13 protein-coding genes are annotated in these 18,395 nt (G+C 66.6%); 5 read left to right on the top strand and 8 right to left on the bottom strand.

Annotated elements, in window-relative coordinates:
• Positions 1-109: 109 nt before the first annotated feature.
• Positions 110-583, top strand: a complete 474-nt coding sequence (locus tag HG262_RS18480; protein ID WP_169272396.1) for a (2Fe-2S)-binding protein — start codon at positions 110-112, stop codon at positions 581-583.
• Entirely contained in the window at positions 580-2,871 is a 2,292-nt protein-coding gene (locus HG262_RS18475; protein WP_169272395.1) for a molybdopterin cofactor-binding domain-containing protein, read from the top strand. Before HG262_RS18480 ends, HG262_RS18475 begins: the two co-directional genes overlap by 4 nt.
• Before the next feature lie 94 nt (positions 2,872-2,965).
• Here HG262_RS18475 and HG262_RS18470 read toward each other — a convergent pair whose 3' ends face one another.
• A complete protein-coding gene (locus HG262_RS18470) occupies positions 2,966-3,823 on the bottom strand; it encodes an IclR family transcriptional regulator (protein ID WP_169272394.1) in 858 nt (285 codons plus the stop codon).
• 199 nt (positions 3,824-4,022) lie between these two features.
• Here HG262_RS18470 and HG262_RS18465 point away from each other — a divergent pair, with 199 nt between their 5' ends.
• Together HG262_RS18465 and HG262_RS18460 are read left to right on the top strand one after the other, a co-directional pair.
• Entirely contained in the window at positions 4,023-5,660 is a 1,638-nt protein-coding gene (locus HG262_RS18465) for a choline dehydrogenase (protein WP_169272393.1), read from the top strand.
• A 76-nt stretch (positions 5,661-5,736) separates the two neighbouring features.
• Positions 5,737-7,089: an MFS transporter gene (locus tag HG262_RS18460; RefSeq protein WP_169272392.1), complete on the top strand. Its 1,353-nt coding sequence runs from the start codon at positions 5,737-5,739 to the stop codon at positions 7,087-7,089.
• A 39-nt stretch (positions 7,090-7,128) separates the two neighbouring features.
• On the opposite strand, the gene HG262_RS18455 is transcribed toward HG262_RS18460, so the two are convergent.
• The 5 genes from HG262_RS18455 to HG262_RS18435 all read right to left on the bottom strand — a co-directional run bounded on the left by HG262_RS18455 (position 7,129) and on the right by HG262_RS18435 (position 15,469).
• Positions 7,129-8,328, bottom strand: a complete 1,200-nt coding sequence (locus tag HG262_RS18455; RefSeq protein ID WP_169272391.1) for a M20 aminoacylase family protein — start codon at positions 8,326-8,328, stop codon at positions 7,129-7,131.
• Positions 8,329-8,392: 64 nt separating this feature from the next.
• Complete coding sequence (locus HG262_RS18450; RefSeq protein ID WP_248293404.1) at positions 8,393-9,373, bottom strand: tripartite tricarboxylate transporter substrate binding protein; 981 nt, start codon at positions 9,371-9,373, stop codon at positions 8,393-8,395.
• Positions 9,374-9,610: 237 nt separating this feature from the next.
• Complete coding sequence (locus tag HG262_RS18445) at positions 9,611-11,092, bottom strand: efflux transporter outer membrane subunit (RefSeq protein WP_169272390.1); 1,482 nt, start codon at positions 11,090-11,092, stop codon at positions 9,611-9,613.
• Positions 11,093-11,097: 5 nt separating this feature from the next.
• Positions 11,098-14,247 (bottom strand): efflux RND transporter permease subunit, encoded by a 3,150-nt coding sequence (locus HG262_RS18440; RefSeq protein ID WP_169272389.1) that lies wholly within the window; start codon positions 14,245-14,247, stop codon positions 11,098-11,100.
• A gap of 40 nt (positions 14,248-14,287) precedes the next feature.
• Positions 14,288-15,469 carry an efflux RND transporter periplasmic adaptor subunit gene (locus tag HG262_RS18435; protein WP_169272388.1) on the bottom strand — a complete coding sequence of 394 codons (1,182 nt, stop codon included), beginning with the start codon at positions 15,467-15,469 and terminating at the stop codon, positions 14,288-14,290.
• 216 nt (positions 15,470-15,685) lie between these two features.
• Here HG262_RS18435 and HG262_RS18430 point away from each other — a divergent pair, with 216 nt between their 5' ends.
• Positions 15,686-16,258 carry a TetR/AcrR family transcriptional regulator gene (locus HG262_RS18430; RefSeq protein WP_169272387.1) on the top strand — a complete coding sequence of 191 codons (573 nt, stop codon included), beginning with the start codon at positions 15,686-15,688 and terminating at the stop codon, positions 16,256-16,258.
• Positions 16,259-16,278: 20 nt separating this feature from the next.
• On the opposite strand, the gene HG262_RS18425 is transcribed toward HG262_RS18430, so the two are convergent.
• Positions 16,279-17,289, bottom strand: a complete 1,011-nt coding sequence (locus HG262_RS18425; protein ID WP_169272386.1) for an aldo/keto reductase — start codon at positions 17,287-17,289, stop codon at positions 16,279-16,281.
• Positions 17,290-17,323: 34 nt separating this feature from the next.
• Positions 17,324-18,379 carry a serine hydrolase gene (locus tag HG262_RS18420; protein ID WP_211187503.1) on the bottom strand — a complete coding sequence of 352 codons (1,056 nt, stop codon included), beginning with the start codon at positions 18,377-18,379 and terminating at the stop codon, positions 17,324-17,326.
• Between the last annotated feature and the right edge of the window lie 16 nt (positions 18,380-18,395).

The following is an 18,395-nucleotide window of genomic DNA, read 5'->3' as shown; positions in this document are numbered from 1 at the left end:
CCTGACCAATAGATGCACCCAGATTTTTTGGGCAAAATGCCAGTCTGATGACATCGTTCCCGCCACCCGCGGCACGGCAAGCTTGTCGGGCCTCCCTCAGGACTCCGCTATGACCCAACTGCAAATCAACGGCCAGACCAAGGAAGTCAACGTTCCGGACGACATGCCGATCCTATGGGTCCTGCGCGACGAGCTGGGCATGACCGGCACCAAGTTCGGTTGCGGCATGGCGATGTGCGGCGCCTGTACGGTCCATGTGGACGGCACGGCCATCCGATCCTGTCTCACGCCGGTTTCCGTGGCAACGGGCCGGCAGATATCGACCATTGAAGGCATGGAGGGGGACCTTGTCGGCCGGGCAGTGCAGGACGCCTGGCTTACCAACAATGTCGCGCAATGCGGCTACTGCCAGGCGGGCCAAATCATGACGGCGGTGAGCCTTCTCAAGGTCACGCCACGGCCCACCGAACAAGAGATCGCGGACGCAATGAGCGGCAACATCTGCCGCTGCGGCACGTACCCGCGCATCCTGGCGGCCATCCAGCAGGCCGCGGCCCGCCTCGCCCAAGGAGGCACGCAATGAACGCCGACGTTCAACGCTCGCGCCGCACCTTCCTCCAGGGCAGCTTGGGTGCGCTGACGCTGGCCGTCACCGCAAAGGGATGGATCACGACAGCGGTGGCCGCCAACGCCGCCGCTCAGAAATACGGCGCCGACGGCATGCCCGGGGGTACCGTGGATGACCCGCTCGTCTTCGTCAGCATCGCCGCCGATGGCGCCGTCACCATCGTGGCGCACCGCGCCGAAATGGGCACGGGCGTGCGCACCAGCCTACCCATGGTAGTGGCCGACGAAATGGAAGCGCGCTGGGAGCGCGTGACCGTCATCCAGGCACCCGCGGACGAAGCGCGCTACGGCAACCAGAACGTGGACGGTTCGCGCAGCATGCGCCACTTTCTGCTGCCGATGCGGCGCGTGGGCGCGGCGGCCCGCCAGATGCTCGAAGCCGCTGCCGCGGCGCGTTGGGCGGTGCCCCTTGGCGAGGTCAAGGCCGATCAGCACGAAGTGCTGCATCTGCCAACGGGGCGGCGCCTGCCCTATGGCGACCTGGCGGCAGCCGCGGCCCGGCAGCCCGTGCCGGCGGGCGACGCCCTCAAGCTCAAGGCCAGGTCCGAGTTCCGCTACATCGGCAAGGAACAGGTTCGCCTTGTCGACCTTGAAGCCATCGGCAAAGGCCAGGCGACCTATGGCATGGACATGCGCCTGCCCGGCATGGTCTATGCAGTCGTGGCGCGCCCCCCCGTCGTGGGCGGCAAGCTGCGGCGCGTGGACAGCACCAAGGCGCTCGCCGTGCCCGGCGTGCTGAAGGTCGTCGAGATTCCCGCCATGCAAGGCGCGCCGGCGTTCCAGCCGCTAGGGGGCGTGGCCGTCGTCGCGCGTAACACCTGGGCCGCCCGCCAGGGGCGCGATGCGCTCCAGATCGAATGGGATGATGGCCCGAACGGCAGCTATGACTCCGTCGCGTACCACCAGACGCTGCAGGCCGCGGCGCGCGCGCCCGGCAAGACGATACGCAACCAGGGCGACGCCGCAAATGCCTGGGCCAAGGCGCCAGAAGCCGAACGCCTGGCCGCGGAATACTACGTGCCGCACCTGGCCCACGCGTCGATGGAGCCGCCCGCCGCCACCGTGCAGATCCAGGGCGGCCACGCCGAGGTCTGGACGTCCATTCAGAATCCGGTCGCGGCCCGCGACGCCGTGGCGGCCCGCCTTAAACTGGATCCCGCCAACGTCAAGGTCAACGTGCTGCTGCTGGGCGGCGGATTCGGCCGCAAGTCCAAACCCGACTTCGTGGACGAAGCCGCCATCGTCGCCAGCGCCATGCCCGCCGGCACGCCGGTCAAGCTGGTCTGGACGCGCGAGGACGACATCCATCACGACTATTTGCACACTGTGTCGGTGGAGCGCCTGGAAGCCGTCATGGATGCGCAAGGACAGGTCCAGTCCTGGCTACACCGCAGCGCCGCCCCCACCATTGCCTCGCTGTTCGAGGAAGGCGCAAAGGGCCAGCAGATGTTCGAGTCCGCAATGTCGGCGATCAACATGCCCTACCGCATTCCGAATGTGCGCGTGGAAACCGCCGAAGTTGAAGCCCATGCCCGCATCGGATGGTTCCGGTCCGTCGCCAACATTCCCCATGCCTTCGCGGCCCAGTGCTTCATCGACGAGCTGGCGCACCGCGCGGGCAAGGATCCGCAGGCATTTGCGCTGGACCTCATCGGCCCGGCCCGCCAGATCGACCCCGGCACGCTGGCCGACACGTGGAACTACACCGAATCGCCCGAACGCTACCCCTACGACACCGGCCGCCTGCGCGGCGTGATCGAGGCTGCCTGCAAGGGCGCCGGCTGGGGCCGCACCCTGCCCAAGGGGCACGGCCTGGGGCTGGCCTTCTGCTACAGCTTCATGAGCTACACGGCCACCGTGGTCGAGGTGGCGGTGGACGACAAGGGCGAGGTCCGCGTCGTGGCCGTGGACATGGCCATGGACTGCGGCCCGCAGATCAACCCCGAGCGCATCCGCGCGCAAATGGAAGGCGGCGCCATAATGGGACTGAGCCTGGCGCTGATCAGCGAAATCACATTCGAAAAAGGCCGGGTCAAGCAAAGCAATTTCCACGACTACGAGGTGCTGCGCCACAACGCCTCGCCGCGCGTGATCCGCACGCACCTGGTCAACGACGACCACGCGCTGCCGCCGGGTGGCGTGGGTGAACCGCCGGTGCCGCCCGTGGCGCCCGCCCTGTGCAATGCGATCTTCGCCGCGACGGGCAAGCGCATTCGCACCCTTCCCGTCCGCAAGATCGCCTGAGCCGAGGATCGCTGCAGCGGTTGCACTCGCCAGCGGGGCTGCACATCGATACGCGAGGGGCCGCTCTTGGCCCGAAACGGCCGTACGCGCTGCCTCAGCCCCCCGGCCGATGCTGCGCCAGCACCTCGTGCAACGATTGCGCCGCGCGCTGCAGCACCGGCACCGCCCGCAGCAGGTCATCGAGCATGACGCGCGCGGTCGGCGCATGGCAGGCCACCGCCGCCACCACCCTGTCCTCGGCATCCTTGACCGGCACCGCCACCGCGCTCATGCCGCGGACGAATTCCTCGTTGTCGATGCCAATGCCGCGCGCCGCCAGCCGTTCCAGTTCCTCTTCCAGCTGTGCCAGATCGGTCAAGGTACGCGGCGTGTTGCGCGTCAGCGGCAGGCGGGCCAGCACGCGGCCGCGCTCCAATCGGTTCATGGATGCCAGGAACAGTTTGCCGCTGGCCGTGCAGTGCATCGGCACATGGCTGCCCACTGCGAAGAACAGCCGCAACGGCTCGGTGGTTTCCACGCGTTCCATATAGATCACGCGGTCGCCGTCCGGTGCGGTCAGGTTGCAGGTTTCGCCCAGCGTGCCGGCCAATTGCGCCAGCACGGCGCGGCACGCCCGCGTGAACGCCGAGGCGCGCAAGGTGGACAACGCCAGCGACGTCGCTTGGGGTCCCGGCACAAACCCATGTTCGGTTGGCGTCGCGGCGACGAAGCCGGCGCGCTGCATGGCGGCCAATAAGCGCATCAGCGTCGTCTTTGGCATGTCCAGCCGCTGGGCCAACTGCGCCAGCGTGGGCGGATGCTGAGCCCGCGCCAGATGCTCCAGGACCACCAGGGCGCGCAGCGACCGCGCGGACTCCTGCTGCACGGCGGGCGTGTCGGCCGATGCGCCGGCAGGTGCCTGCACCGATGCTGCACTGCGATTTTGAAACCGAAGTTGCATGTTCCGTTCCATTTTGCCGTCCCCGCGCGTGTTGTGCTTTGCGCGACGCGCCCGCTTCCTAGAATCGCCACAGATCCCCAACTGAACGCCGCGTCTCTGGCCGCAGCCGGGATCGCCCCAGTATATAAGTGCGCCCCGCCGCAGCAAGCAGGGAAAACGCGCCGTCCTGCCGATGTGGCGCAGGCGGACGACAACAGGGAGACAAGGCAATATGTCCGACACCGTGGATGTCATCGTGGTTGGCGCCGGCTCGGCCGGATGCGTGATGGCCAACCGGCTGAGCGCCGACGGCGCGCTGTCCGTCTGTCTGCTGGAAGCGGGCCCCAGGGACCGCTATCCGTGGATACACATTCCCATCGGGTACGGCAAGACGATGTTCCATAAGGGGGTGAACTGGGGTTACTACACCGATCCCGATCCCAACATGCTGGGCCGGCGCATCTACTGGCCGCGGGGCCGCACCTTGGGAGGCTCCAGCGCCATCAACGGGCTGATCTACATTCGGGGCCAGCGGCAGGATTACGATGCCTGGGCCCGCGCCGGCAATCCCGGCTGGGGCTGGGACGACTGCCTGCCCGCCTTCCGCAAGCTGGAAAACAACGACCTGGGCGCAGGGCCGACCCGGGGCGTGGACGGCCCCTTGAACGCCACCTCCATCAAGACGCCCCATCCGCTGGTTGAAGCCATGATCGCGGCGGCCGGCGCGCAAGCGGTGCCGCACGTCCAGGACTTCAACACGGGTGACCAGGAAGGCGTCGGCTACTACCAGTTGACCACGCGTAACGGCCGGCGCTGTTCGACGGCAGTGGCCTATCTGCGCCCGGCCGAAGGGCGCCCTAACCTGCGCGTGGAAACCGGCGCCCACACGATGGCCATCCTGTTCGAAGGCAGCCGCGCCTGCGGCGTGCGGTATCGGCAAGACGGCCAGGTCCGCAACCTGCGGGCAAGGCGCGAAGTCGTGCTGTGCGCGGGCGCGCTACAGTCACCGCAGTTGCTGCAATTGTCCGGCGTCGGGCCGGCCGCGCTGCTGCGGCAATTCGGCATCGGCGTGGTGCGGGATCTGCCGGGCGTGGGCGAAAACCTGCAAGACCATCTACAGATAAGGCTGATCTACGAAACGACGCAGCCCATCACCACCAACGACCAGCTGCGCACGCTGGCGGGCCGGGCCCGCATGGGGCTGCAATGGCTGCTGTTTCGCAGCGGGCCGCTGGCGGTCGGCATCAACCAGGGGGGCCTGTTCTGCCGGGTGGACCCGGCCAGCCGCACGCCCGACACCCAGTTCCATTTCGCGACGCTGTCGGCGGACCTGGCCGGCGGCAAGGTGCATCCCTTCTCAGGATGCACGTATTCGGTCTGCCAGTTGCGCCCGTCTTCGCGCGGCCAGGTCCGGTTGCGCAGCGCGGACCCGTTCGAGGCGCCGTCCATGCAGCCCAATTACCTGTCCACCGAGCTGGACCGGCGCATGACGGTTGCGGCCGTCAAGTACGCGCGCCGGTTGGCCGCGACCGAACCCCTGGCCGGGCTGATGAAGCGGGAGTTCCGCCCGGGGCCCGATGTGCGCACGGATGACGAGATCCTGCACTTCTGCCGGGAGTACGGCGCCACTATCTTCCACCCTTCCGGCACGGCCAAGATGGGGCCGCGCAGCGACCCGATGGCCGTGGTGGACGAACGCTTGCGCGTGCATGGCGTGGCCGGTCTGCGGGTGGTGGATTGCTCCATCATGCCGACCCTGGTGTCCGGCAATACCAACGCGCCCGTCGTGATGCTGGCCGAACGCGCGGCCGGCTTCATGCTGGAGGATATGAAGGAAACGCGGCGGCAGGCCGAACGGGTCGCCGCGTAACGCGTAAGAAACCCCGCAGGAAAGCATGGCGAGCGGCAACGCAGAGTGCCCCGCCCCCCCATCAAAGGAGACTGGAATGGCCAAGCAAAATGAAGCCGCGGTACGCCGTGTCGTCACCGCGTCGCTGATCGGCGCCACGATCGAGTGGTACGACTTTTTCCTCTACGGCGTCGTGGCGGGCATCGTGTTCAACAAGCTGTACTTTCCCACGGGCGACCCGCTGGTCTCGACCATGTTGGCCTACACCACGTTCGCGGTGGGCTTCGTGACGCGGCCGCTGGGTGGCCTGATCTTCGGCCATTTCGGCGACCGCATCGGCCGCAAAAGCATGCTGGTGATGACGTTGATGATCATGGGCGTGTCCACGTTCCTGATCGGCCTGGTGCCCACCTACGACAGCATCGGCGTCTGGGCGCCCATCCTGTTGCTGCTGCTGCGCGTGTTCCAGGGCATCGGCCTGGGCGGCGAATGGGGCGGCGCGGTGCTGATGGCTTATGAATACGCGCCGCCGGGCAAAAAGGGCTTCTACGCGTCGCTGCCGCAGATCGGGCTGGCGATCGGCCTGTGCCTGGCGTCTGGCACCGTGGCACTGCTGTCCACCCTGCTGACGGACGCGCAGTTCATGGCCTGGGGCTGGCGCATCGCCTTCCTGGCGTCTGCGGCCATGGTGTTGGTGGGCATGTACATCCGGCTGAACATCAAGGAAACGCCCGAGTTCACCGCCGTCAAGGAAAGCAACGCCGAAAGCCGCATCCCGTTTTTCGACATGCTCAAGCGCTACCCCGGCAACGTCTTCAAGGGCATGGGCGCCCGCTATATCGACGGCGTGTTCTTCAATGTATTCGGCGTGTTCTCGATCTCGTACCTGACGCAGACGGTGCAGATCACGCGGACCGAGGCGCTGACCGGCGTGATGGCGGCAGCCCTGGTGATGTGCTTCTTCATCCCGTTCTTCGGCCGTCTGTCCGACCGCATCGGCCGCGCGCGCGTCTATTTCTGGGGATCGCTCATCACCGCCGCGGCGTCCTTCCCGGGCTTCTGGCTGATGCTGAACAGCGAGGGCAGCGTGATGCTGATCTGGCTGGCCATCATCATCCCCTTCGGCATCTTCTACGCGGCCATCTATGGCCCCGAGGCCGCCCTGTTCTGCGAGCTCTTCGACGCCAAGGTGCGCTACACCGGCATCTCATTCGTCTATCAGTTCTCGGGCATCTTCGCGTCCGGTATCACGCCCATCATCGCCACCGCCCTACTCAAGACCGGTGGCGGCCAGCCTTGGCTGATCTGCCTGTACGTGCTCTTTGCCGGGGGGGTGTCGGCGCTGTGCGCATGGCTGATCGGACGCGGCCGGCCGGCGGAGGAACCCGCCAGCCAACCTGCCAGCCAAACGGCGCCACCGCTGGCCCGCACCGGCTTGCGCAAGGCCTGAGCGCGGCGCGGCGCCGAAGGATCAGGCGCGGCCGCCGCCTCAGGCGCGCGGCGGCCGCGCGAACCAGGCCTCGGCCAGCTTTACGAACGCGCTGGCGCCTATCGGCAACAGCGCGTCGTTGAAGTCATAGCTGGTGTTGTGGACCAGGCACGGCCCCTCGCCGTGGCCAATTTCGCGATGGCCGCCTTCGCCGTTGCCGATGAAGCAATAGCTGCCGGGCACCGCTTCCAGCATGAAGGAAAAGTCTTCCGCCGCCATGATGGGCGTCTGCGCCAGCAGCCGCTCGACGCCGACCACCTGGGCCAGCGCGTCGCGCATGAAGGCCGTCTCGGCCTCGTGGTTGATCGTCGACGGATAGTGGCGCGTGAAGACGAATTCGCATTCGGCGCCGAACATGGCCGCCACGTGATGCGCCACCTCGCCCATGCGCCGCTCGATCAGGTCCAGCGTTTCGGCCGTGTAAGCGCGCACCGTGCCGCCCAGTTCGCAGGTGTCGGGGATGACGTTGACGGCCTCGCCCGCCCGCAACGTGGTCACGGAGATGACGGCCGTCTCCAGCGGCTTCTTGTTGCGGCTGATGATGGTCTGGAACGCTTCGATCATCTGGCCCGCCGCCGGTATGGGATCGACGGCCAGGTGCGGCATGGCCGCATGGCCGCCCTTGCCGCGTATCGTCACGTGGAATTCGCTGTTGGACGCCAGCACGGGGCCGGGCGACGACGCGAAACAGCCCTCCGGGATGCCGGGCATGTTGTGCATGCCGAACACGGCCTCCATCGGAAATCGCTCGAACAGGCCGTCGCGCATCATCTCGCGCGCGCCGCCGCCGCGCTCTTCGGCCGGCTGGAAAATCAGGTAGACGGTGCCGTCGAAATTACGATGGCGCGCCAGATACTGGGCCGCGCCCAGCAACATGGCGGTGTGGCCGTCGTGGCCGCAGGCGTGCATCACGCCCGCGTGCTTGCTGGCATGCGCGAACTGGTTCGCCTCCTGCATCGGCAATGCGTCCATGTCGGCGCGCAACCCCAGCGTGCGCGCCGAGGTGCCGTTGCGGATCACGCCCACCAGCCCGGTCTTGCCGAAGCCGCGGTGCAACTCAATGCCCCAGCCCTCCAGCAGCTCGGCTACCCGTTGCGCGGTGCGGTTTTCCTCGAACGCCAGTTCAGGGTGGGCGTGGATGTCGCGCCGGATGTCCCGGATGGCGGGGGCGTGTTCAACAATCTCTTCAATCAGGTTCATGGCTACCGGTGCCGGCGCCCCGTAGGGCGCCGTTGATTCCAGGGTTGGAGGGAAAGGAGGAGGATCAATCGGGCTTGATGCCCAGCTTGCGCAGCACAGGGCCCGTGGCCTCGCGCTCGTCGGCAACCCGTCGGGCGAAGGCGCTGGCCTCCAGATGGTACGGCAGCGAACCGTGGTTGGCGTACATCTGGCGCATGGCGCCGTCCTGCTGCGCGCGGCCGATCTCGGCGTTCAGGCGTTGGACGATGGGCTCGGGCGTGCCGGCGCGCGCCGCCACCCCCAGCCACACTGCGCCTTCGAAGCCGCGGAAGTCCTGCTGCGCCAACGTCGGCGCGCGGCCGAAGGCGGCGTCGGGCACGGCATCGCTGATGGCCAACGCGCGCAAGCGCCCTTCCTTGACCATGGGTTCGACCAGCGCAGTGCCGGCGAAGTACATCTGCGTGTCGCCGGCCAGCACCGAATTCAGCGCGCCGGTGCCCGTCTTGAATGGCACGTGCATGATGTCGACGCCGGCCTGTTCGCGCAGCATTTCGAACAGCACGTGCGGCGGACTGCCGTTGCCCGAGGACGCATAGTTCAGCCGGCCCGGCTGCTGGCGGGCCAGCGCGAACAATTGCGCCAGCGACTGCGCCGGCACCTTGTCGTTGACCGTCAGCGCCATGGGGATGACCGCCAAGGGGCTGACCGGCACGACGTCGCGGACCGGGTCATACGTCAGCGCGGGAAAAATATAGGGATTCCAGACGAGGTGGGCGTTCGTGACCAAGGCCAGCGTATACCCGTCGGGCGGCGCTGACTTAAGCTGCTGCATCGCCAACAGGCCGCCGGCGCCGGGCTTGTTTTCGACGACGACGGGCTGGCCGAAAGCGTGGTGCAGCCGCTCGGCCAGCGGCCGCGCGAACAGGTCAGGCAAGCTACCCGGGCCCCCGTTGACCACGATGGTCATCGGCCGGGCGGGCCAGTCCGCTGCCTGGGCCGGCACGCCCGCCGCCAGCACGGCGCAAGCCGCCAGACCGCGCCAGGCTCGCCGTAGCCAGGAGCGCAAGACCCCGCCCTCGCGGGCCGACGGCATCTTCCCGGCGCGCGGGGACGCCGCGCGGGATAGGCGCCGGCACGGCCGGCTGTCGCATGGACGTATCACTGCTTGTCTCCTCGTGCGCCTGCCGCCGGCGTAACGCCAGGGAATGGCAGCCGGCTACCTGGCGGCGCTTTTTTTCTACGATAAGCAGCATAAATCTCGACGTCAATACATTTTATCGAGATTTTTTAAAATAGAGCTAAATCACCCCTCCCCGATGCCGTCCGGCACCGCGTCAACCGGCTGCGCGCCTGCCGCAGGCCGCGCGCCCGGCCATCCGCCGCCCAGCGCCTTGAACAAAGTCGCCAGCGCGATCTGGCGCTGGGTGCTGACCTCGATGTAGCTCAACTGGTCGGTGAACGCGCTGCGCTGGGCGTCCAGGTAGCGAAGGTGGCTGTCCACGCCGCCGCGGTAGCGGGCTTCGGACAGACGCATGGCCTCCTGGCTGGACTCGGCCAGCGCGCGCCGCGATGCCTCTTCGCGCCGCAGCGTATCGGTGGCGGCCAGCGCGTCGGCCACTTCCTTGAACGCCGTCTGGATGGTCTTTTCGTACGCCGCCACCGCGATGTCCTTGCGCACGTGGGACAGGTCCAGATTGGCGGTGTTGCGGCCGCCCGCGAAGATCGGCAGCGTGATCTGCGGCGTGAATGACCAGGCGCGCTGGCCCCCGTCGAACAGGTTGGACAGGTCGGCACTGGAAGAGCCAAACAGGCCGGTCAGCGAAATGCTGGGGAAAAACGCCGCGCGGGCCGCGCCGATGCTGGCGTTGCGGGCCTGCAGCTGATGTTCGGCGGCCAAGATGTCGGGCCGGCGCTCCAGCAGTTCGGAGGGCGCGCCCGCCGCGATCTCTTGCAGCAGCACGGGCGACGTCGCCAATTGCTGCGGCAGGTAGGGGCCCAGGTCGTTCACGCCCACCAGCAAGGCCAGCGCATTGCCGGCCTGGCGCACATCGCGGTCCATGCGTTCCAGTTCCGCCCTCGCCTGCTCGGTCAAGCCCAGCGCTTCCTGGTAGTCCAGCGCCGTGGCCGCGCCGGCCTGACGCCGCTTGGACGTCAGCGCCAGCGACGATTCGCGGCTGGCCAGCGTCTGGCGCGTGACCAGCAGGCGGCGCTGCGCGCTGTCGCGGGTCAGATACGCCTGGATCACCTCGGCGACCAGGCTGATTCGGGTGCTGTGAGCGGTTTCCTCGGTAGCCAGGTATTCCTGCAGCGCGGCGTCCGACAGGCTGCGCACGCGTCCGAACAGGTCGATCTCGAAGGAGGTCAGCCCGATCCCGGCTTGATAGGTGCTTTGCACGCCGGCGCTGCCGGTGCTGCTCAAGTCGCCCGGCACCCGCTGGCGCGTGCCCGTGCCTTGGGCGTTGATGCCCGGCAGGCGGTCCGCGCGTTCGATCCGGTACTGCGCCCGCGCCGCTTCGATGTTCAGCACGGCCTGGCGCAGGTCCCGATTGTTTTCAAGCGCCAGCGCCACTAGCTGGCGCAAGGGCGCATCGGTCACGAACGACTGCCAATCCAGCGTGGCCGCCGCCGACGGCGCGGCGGGCGCGGCCGCTTGATTGAACTGCGACGGATATTGCGCGGGGATCGGCGCGTCGGGCCGCTGGTGCACGGGCGCCAGCGAGCATCCCGCCAGTACGGCGCTCAAGGCCAGGGCGCCAAGGCGCAAAGGGAAAGAGGTTTGCATCATGAGTCCTATTCCTCGGCCGTGCGGGGGGCCGGCAAGGCGTCGGATGCCGGCTTGGCGCGTTTCTTCGACACCAGAGACAGCACCCACACGAAAAAGATGGGCACGAAGATCACGCCCAGCAACGTGGCGGTCAGCATGCCGCCGATCACGCCCACGCCCAGCGCGCGCTGGCTGGCCGCGCCCGCGCCGCTGGCCAACGCCAAGGGCACCACGCCCAGGATGAACGCCAGCGACGTCATCACGATGGGGCGGAAACGCAGCTTGGCGGCCTGGATGGCGGAATCCATCAGCGAATGGCCTTGCTCGCGCAGGCTCTTGGCGAATTCCACGATCAGGATCGCGTTCTTGGCGGACAGGCCGATGATGGTGATCAGGCCAACCTTGAAGTACACGTCGTTCGACATGCCCAGCACCGTCACGGCCAGGACCGATCCCAGCGCGCCGATCGGCACGATCAGCATGACCGACGCGGGAATGGCCCAGCTTTCGTACAAGGCGACCATCAGCAGGAACACGACCAGGAAGGCCAGCGCGAACAGCATCGGCGCCTGCGCCCCCGCGAACCGCTCCTGGTAGGACAGGCCCGTCCATTCATAGCCGATGCCGTTGGGCAGCTCCGACACAATGCGCTCGATTTCAGCCATCGCTTCGCCGGTGCTGCGCCCGGGCATGGCGTCGCCCGCGATCTTGAACGCCGGATAGCCGTTGTAGCGCGATATCTGCACCGGCCCGGTCTCCCAGTCGGTCTGCACGAAGGCGCTTAGCGGCACCATCCCGCCCGACTTGTTGCGCACGTTCAGCATCAGGATGCTTTCCGGCGTCATACGGTCGCGCACGTCCGCCTGCACCACTACGCGCTGCAAGCGCCCGGCGTTGGCAAAGTCGTTGATCGTGGCGGACCCGTAGGCCGACGAGATCGCCGTGCTGATCGTGTCGAACCCGATGCCCAACGCTTCCGCCTTCTGGCGGTCGATGTCCAGGCGCAATTGCGGCGCGTCGGCCAGGCCTTCCATCATGGCGTAGGCGATCACCGGCGAACTGTTGGCGCGGGCCAGCAACTGGTTGCGCGCGTCCGTCAGGGCTGCGCGCCCCAGGCCGCCGCGGTCCTGCAGACGCAGCGCGAAGCCGCCGGAGTTGCCCAGGCCGTCGATGGGCGGCGGATTGACCGCCATGACCGTGCCGTCGTCGATGGCGGCAAAGCGCGCGTTCACGCTATCGGCGACGTCGGTGGCCGCCTGGCCCTTGCCGCGTTCGGACCAGTCTTTCAGCGTCGGAAACGCGATGCCCGCATTCTGGCCCGTTCCCGAAAAGCTGAAGCCCATCACGGTAAAGGCGTCGCCCATGGCGTCCAGGGACATCAGATGCTGCTCGACGTCGGCCACGACCTTGTCGGTGCGGGTATGGGTGGCGCCCGGCGGCAGCTGCATGTCGACAATGACATAGCCCTGGTCTTCCGGCGGCACGAAGGATTCCGGCACGCGCACGTACAGCACGCCCAGCACCGCGACGATCGCCACGTAGATCACCATGTAGCGTCCGGTGCGCTTGACCAGCCGCGAATTCAGCGCTTCAAAGCGCGCGGTCAGGTGGTTGAAGCGACGGTTGAACCAGCCGAAAAATCCCTTCTTTTCATCATGGTGACCCTTGGGGATGGGCTTGAGAAACGTGGCGCACAGCGCCGGCGTGAAGGTCAGCGCCAGGAAGCCCGAGAACAGGATCGACACCGCCAACGACAGCGAGAACTGCTGATAGATGACACCGACCGAACCGCTCATGAAGGCCAGCGGCAGGAACACGGCGGACAGCACCAGCGTGATGCCGATGATGGCGCCCGACACCTGCTCCATCGCCTTGACCGTGGCTTCGCGCGGCGGCAGGCCTTCTTCGGCCATGATGCGTTCCACGTTTTCGACCACCACGATGGCGTCGTCCACCAGGATGCCGATGGCCAGCACCATGCCGAACATGGTCATCATGTTCACCGAGAAGCCCAGCACGGACATCACGGCGAAGGTGCCCAACAAGCACACCGGCACCACGATCGTCGGGATCAGCGTATAGCGGATGTTCTGCAGGAACAGGAACATCACCAGGAAGACCAGCACCATCGCCTCAAGCAGCGTGTGCACCACCTTTTCGATCGCCACGCTGACGAAACGCGACGTATCGAACGGCACCGAAAACGCGACGTCTTCGGGGAACGACGCGGACAACTCCTGCAGGCGCGCCTTCACGGCCTTGACCGTATCGATCGCATTGGCGCCCGGCGCCAGCTGCACCGCCGCGCCAACCGACTTCTTGCCGTTCAGGCGCGTTTCGAAATCGTAGCTCTGGCGGCCCACTTCCAGGCGCGCCACATCTGACAAATGCACGGACGAGCCGTCGTCATTGGCGCGCAGCACGATCCGGCCGAATTCATCCGGCGAATCCAGCATGCCTTTCACGGCCAGCGTGGCCGTCAGCTCCTGTTCGGGCGAACCGGGGCGGCTGCCGAAGCTGCCGGCCGGCACCTGCACGTTCTGCGCCGCGATGGCCGCGTTGACATCGGCCACCGACAGGCCCAGGCCCAGCAGCTTCTGCGGGTCGATCCACACGCGCATGGCCGCTTCGGCGCCGAAGAACTGCACCTTGCCCACGCCGTCCACACGGCGGATTTCGTTATTGATGTTGCGCGCTGCGTAGTCGGACAGGCCCACCACGTCCTTGTGCGCGTCGTCGCCCTTGTAGGTCAGCGCGTAGATCATCAGGAAGTTGGAGCTGGCCTGCTCGACTTGCAGGCCCTGCTGCGTCACTGCCGACGGCAAGCGGGCTTCGGCCTTCTTGATGCGGTTCTGCACGTCGACCTGGGCCAGGTCGGGGTCCGTGCCGGGTTCGAACGTAACGGTGATTTCGGCGCTGCCGCTGGAGCTGCTGGACGACTCGTAGTACAGCATGTGCTTGACGCCGTTCAGCTCTTCTTCGATGACGCTTGTCACCGAATCGACCAGCACCGACGCGGATGCGCCCGGGTACACGGCGGCGATGGTCACCTGGGGCGGCGCCACCACCGGAAACTGCGACACCGGCAGCGACGGGATCGCCAGCAGGCCGGCGAGCGAAATAAAGATGGCCACCACCCACGCGAAATTGGGGCGGCCAATGAAAAACTTGGACATGATCTATCCTTGGGAAGGCATGCGGGGCGCGGACGGCCGGTCAGTTCGCGACAGGGACCGAGGCCTCGTCAGCGGCCGCGACCTTGGGCTGCACCAGGGGGGTCACGCTGACTTTCTGGCCAGGCACGGCGGCGTTGACGCCGCCCACGATCACGCGGTCGCCCGCGCTCAGGCCTTCGACGATGTGCCAGTCGCCGCCGCGCATCGTGCCGGTTTGCACCAGGCGGGACTCCACGACCTCGTCCTTGCCCACCACCATCACCTGCGGCTTGCCATCGGTGCTGCGCAGCACGGCGCGCTGCGGCACCAGAATGGCTTCGGGGTCCACCCCTTGCCGCGTCCGCACGCGCACGTACATGCCTGGCAGCAGCAGCACGTCGGGGTTGGCGAATTCGCCGCGCACGGACACCTGCCCCGTGGTCCGGTCCACCGCAATGTCCGAGAACAGCAGGCGCCCATTGCGCTTCTGGTCGGTGCCGTCGATGGTGAGGGAAATGTCGGCGCCCTCGCCCTGCCCCAGGCTGCCGTCCTGCAGCGCGGCGCGCATGTGCAGCATGTCCGCCACGGGCTGGGTGAAGTCCACGTAGATCGGGTCCAGTTGCTGGATCTTCGCCATGACCGTGGCCTCGTTCTGGCCCACCAGTGCGCCCTCGGTGACCTGGGCGCGGCCGATGCGGCCCGAAATCGGCGCCTTGACCGTGGCGTAGTCCAGGTTCAATTGCGCGGTTTCCACGTCGGCCTGCGCCGAGCGGCGCGCGGCCTGGGCGCTCTTGAGCGTGGTGGTGGCGGTGTCGAAGTCCTGCTGGCTCACCGCTTCTATCTTCACCAGCGGCGTATAGCGCTTGACGATGGCTTGGGCGTCCGACACGGCGGCATCCGCCTTGGCCAGTTCGCCCTGGGCGCGCGACAACGCCGCCTTGAAGGGCGCCGGATCAATGCGGAACAGCACATCGCCCGCCTTCACGTCGGCGCCTTCCTCGAAATTGCGGCTGAGCACGATGCCCGCCACGCGCGCGCGCACTTCCGCCACCCGCATGGGTTCCACCCGCCCCGGCAACGCGCTGGTCAGCGCGTAGCGTTCGGGTTGCACCGCCAGCACCTGAACGGCCCGGGGTTCGGACGCCTGCGAATGCGCATCCTGATCGGCCCCGCAACCTGCCAAAACGATCGACATCACCAACGCCGTCAGGGGCCATTGCCACCTGGTTTGATTCTTCAACATTTGCAATCCCCGCCTGCGGCGTCCTGAATTCAACAAGTCGCTGATGCTACTCGATTGCTTAATTTGAATCAATAACGATTCATTTGGTTCTGTGAAGTTTATTGAACGCAGCTTCACAAGTTTTTACTTGCCAACTTCCCCAAAGTTTGTACAAAGTGAATCACGCATGATTCAATAGCGTCTGATCAAGTTCTATGACAGAAACGGGGGCAGAGCATGTCTGACGAGGCGGGGCACGAGAAACTTCTGGTGGCGTTGGCGATGGCAATGGTCGACCAGCCCAGGGGCACCCTGCAGGAACTGGCCAAAGCCGTGGGGGTGAGCAAAGCGACGCTATACCGCTTCTGTCAGACGCGGGACCAACTGGTCTTGCGACTCACGACCCATAGCGCCCACGTCATGAAGAAGGCACTGGCGGACTCGCATCTGGATACGGCGCCGCCGCAAGAGGCGCTACGCAACCTGATCCATCAGAATCTGGCGCATAAGGAATTGACGGCTTTCCTGATGTACAACTGGAAGCCTGACAACGAACAGCAGCCCGACATCATGAACAGTTGGTCGGGGTATCAGGAATCGCTGGACGCGTTCTTCCTGCGCGGGCAGCGCGAAGGCGCCTTCCGCGTGGACATGACGGCGGCGGCGCTGACGGAAATGTTGTTCGGCGTGCTGACCAGCATGGTGGATGCCGAACGCCGCGGACGCGTCGCCCGGCTGGGCATTGCGTCCGTGGTCGAGCAGATGATGCTGCACGGCATCGCTGCCGAACCGATCCGCGCCCCAGCCTGAGGCGCTTTCCCGGGATACCTTTATGCAGCGGCTACCGGCCGCCCGTAGAACGGGTAGTTCGGGTCGTTGTAGCCGTGCGCCGACGCATGGCCGGGCGTCACCCAGCCATCCACGACGGCTTCGTCTTCCGCCGTGATCTTCACATCCAGCGCCGCATAGTAGTCATCCATCTGCGCCAGCGTGCGCGGACCGGCGATCACGCTCGTGATGACGGGGTTGGCCAGCACCCAGGCCGTGGCAAAGTGGCCCGCCTGCACGCCGCGCGCCGCGCTGTGCTGAACCAGCTGCTGCGCGATCTGCAGGGACTCTTCACGGAATTCGGTGGCCAGGATGCGGCGGTCGCCACGCCCGGCACGGGTGTCGGCCGCTGGCGCCTGACCGGGCAGGTACTTGCCCGTGAGGACGCCCCGCGCGATGGGGCTGTACGGCACCACGCCCAGTCCGTAATGCTTACAGGCGGGCAGGATTTCCACTTCCGGACCGCGATTGAGCATGTTGTAGTACGGCTGGCATACGACCGGTTGCGGTACGCCCAGCTTTTCGGCGAGGCGCATGACCTCGGCAATGCGCCACCCGCGGAAGTTCGACAAGCCGAAGCTGCGCAGCTTGCCCGCGCGGATCAGGTCGCCCAGCGCCCACAACGCCTCTTCGAGGTTTTCCTCGTGGTAGTCGCGGTGCAGGTACAGGATGTCCATGAAATCCGTGCCCAGGCGCGAGAGGCTTTGCTCCACCCCGCGCGTCAGCCACTGGCGCGAATAATGGGCCTGGTTCGGGCCCTTGCCCACCGGGTTGCCGATCTTGCTGGCCAGCACCCAGTCGTGGCGCTGCCCTTGCAGCAGCTTGCCCACCACTTCTTCCGAACGGCCTTCGTTGTAGACGTCGGCCGTATCGATGAAATTCAAGCCATGGTCGCGCGCCGACGCGACAATGCGCGCCGCCTCGTCATCAGGCGTCTGTTCTCCGAACATCATGGTGCCCAGGCATAGCGGCGACACGCGCAGATTGCTGGTTCCCAGTCGGCGGTAGTTCATGGCTTCGTTCCTTGGTCGGTAAGAGGTCAGAATGTTACGCCTGTGGCGCGTCCACCGCTGCAAGGATCTTGCCGAACAGTGCGTCCGCATGGGCGGAATTCAGCCAGCGCACGATCACCACCATCTTGCGCTCGGGCTCCACCCAGGTAAACGAACTGCCCGCACCCACGCCGAAGAAGCTGCTGGCCGGCACGCTGGGGAATACGCGGCCTTCGTGGTTCAGCCAGATCAGGTAGCCGTAATACGGCGCGATGGCGCAGGGCGTGCGCATCGCTTGAATCCATTCCCGCGATAGGATCTGTTTGCCATTGGCCTGGCCGTCGTTCAGCAGCATCTGGCCGATCAGCGCCTGGTCGCGCGCGCTGATGGACATGCCGCCGCCCCAGTGGGATCCGCCCGGTACCGACGGCATGCGCTGGCCATCGATCTCGACCCAGGCGGTGTCGTAGCCCACCCATTGCCAGTCTTCGCTGGCGCCGATGGGCCGGGTGACGGCTTCGCGGAACACGTCCGGCAGCGGCTTGCGGAACAAGTGCAGCAGCGCATAGGACAGCTGGTTGATGCGCACGTCGTTGTATTCCCAGTACGTGCCGGGGCGCTGCAAGGGGCGCGCGTCGCCCTTCTTGCCATCGGGCGGCACGCCGAACGTGACGGCGCGATAGCGGTCCGCCTGGTCCGACACGCCGAAACGCTCGCCTTCCCATTCGCTCGTCTGCTGCAACAGGTGACGCCAGGTGATGTCGGCGTTCTGGCCTTCGTCGAAACCAATTCCCGGCACCCGCTTGCCGACGGGCTCGTCCACATCGGGCAGCAGGCCGCGGTCGTGCGCCACGCCCGCCAGGATCGCCAGATACAGCTTGGCCACGCTGAAGGTCAGATCAGCGCGCTCGGGCTCGCCCCAGGACGCGACGGTCTTGCCGTCGACCACGACCACGCCCGATACCGGGCCGCGATCGTGGATCGGCCCCAGCAGGCGGTTCCAGGGCGGCGGATCATTCAGGTGCACGCCGAAGTTGCCCTTGACGCTGCGGTCCCAGGTGGATTCGTGGTCATTGGCGAATTGGATCGCCTGCTGCATAAGCGTGTTCATCGTTTCCCTCGTTATT

This window comes from Achromobacter sp. Bel, assembly GCF_012928505.1.
Lineage (GTDB): Bacteria > Pseudomonadota > Gammaproteobacteria > Burkholderiales > Burkholderiaceae_B > Achromobacter.
Note: the sequence above shows the minus strand (reverse complement) of the source record. Positions and strands in the feature narration are given on the sequence as shown.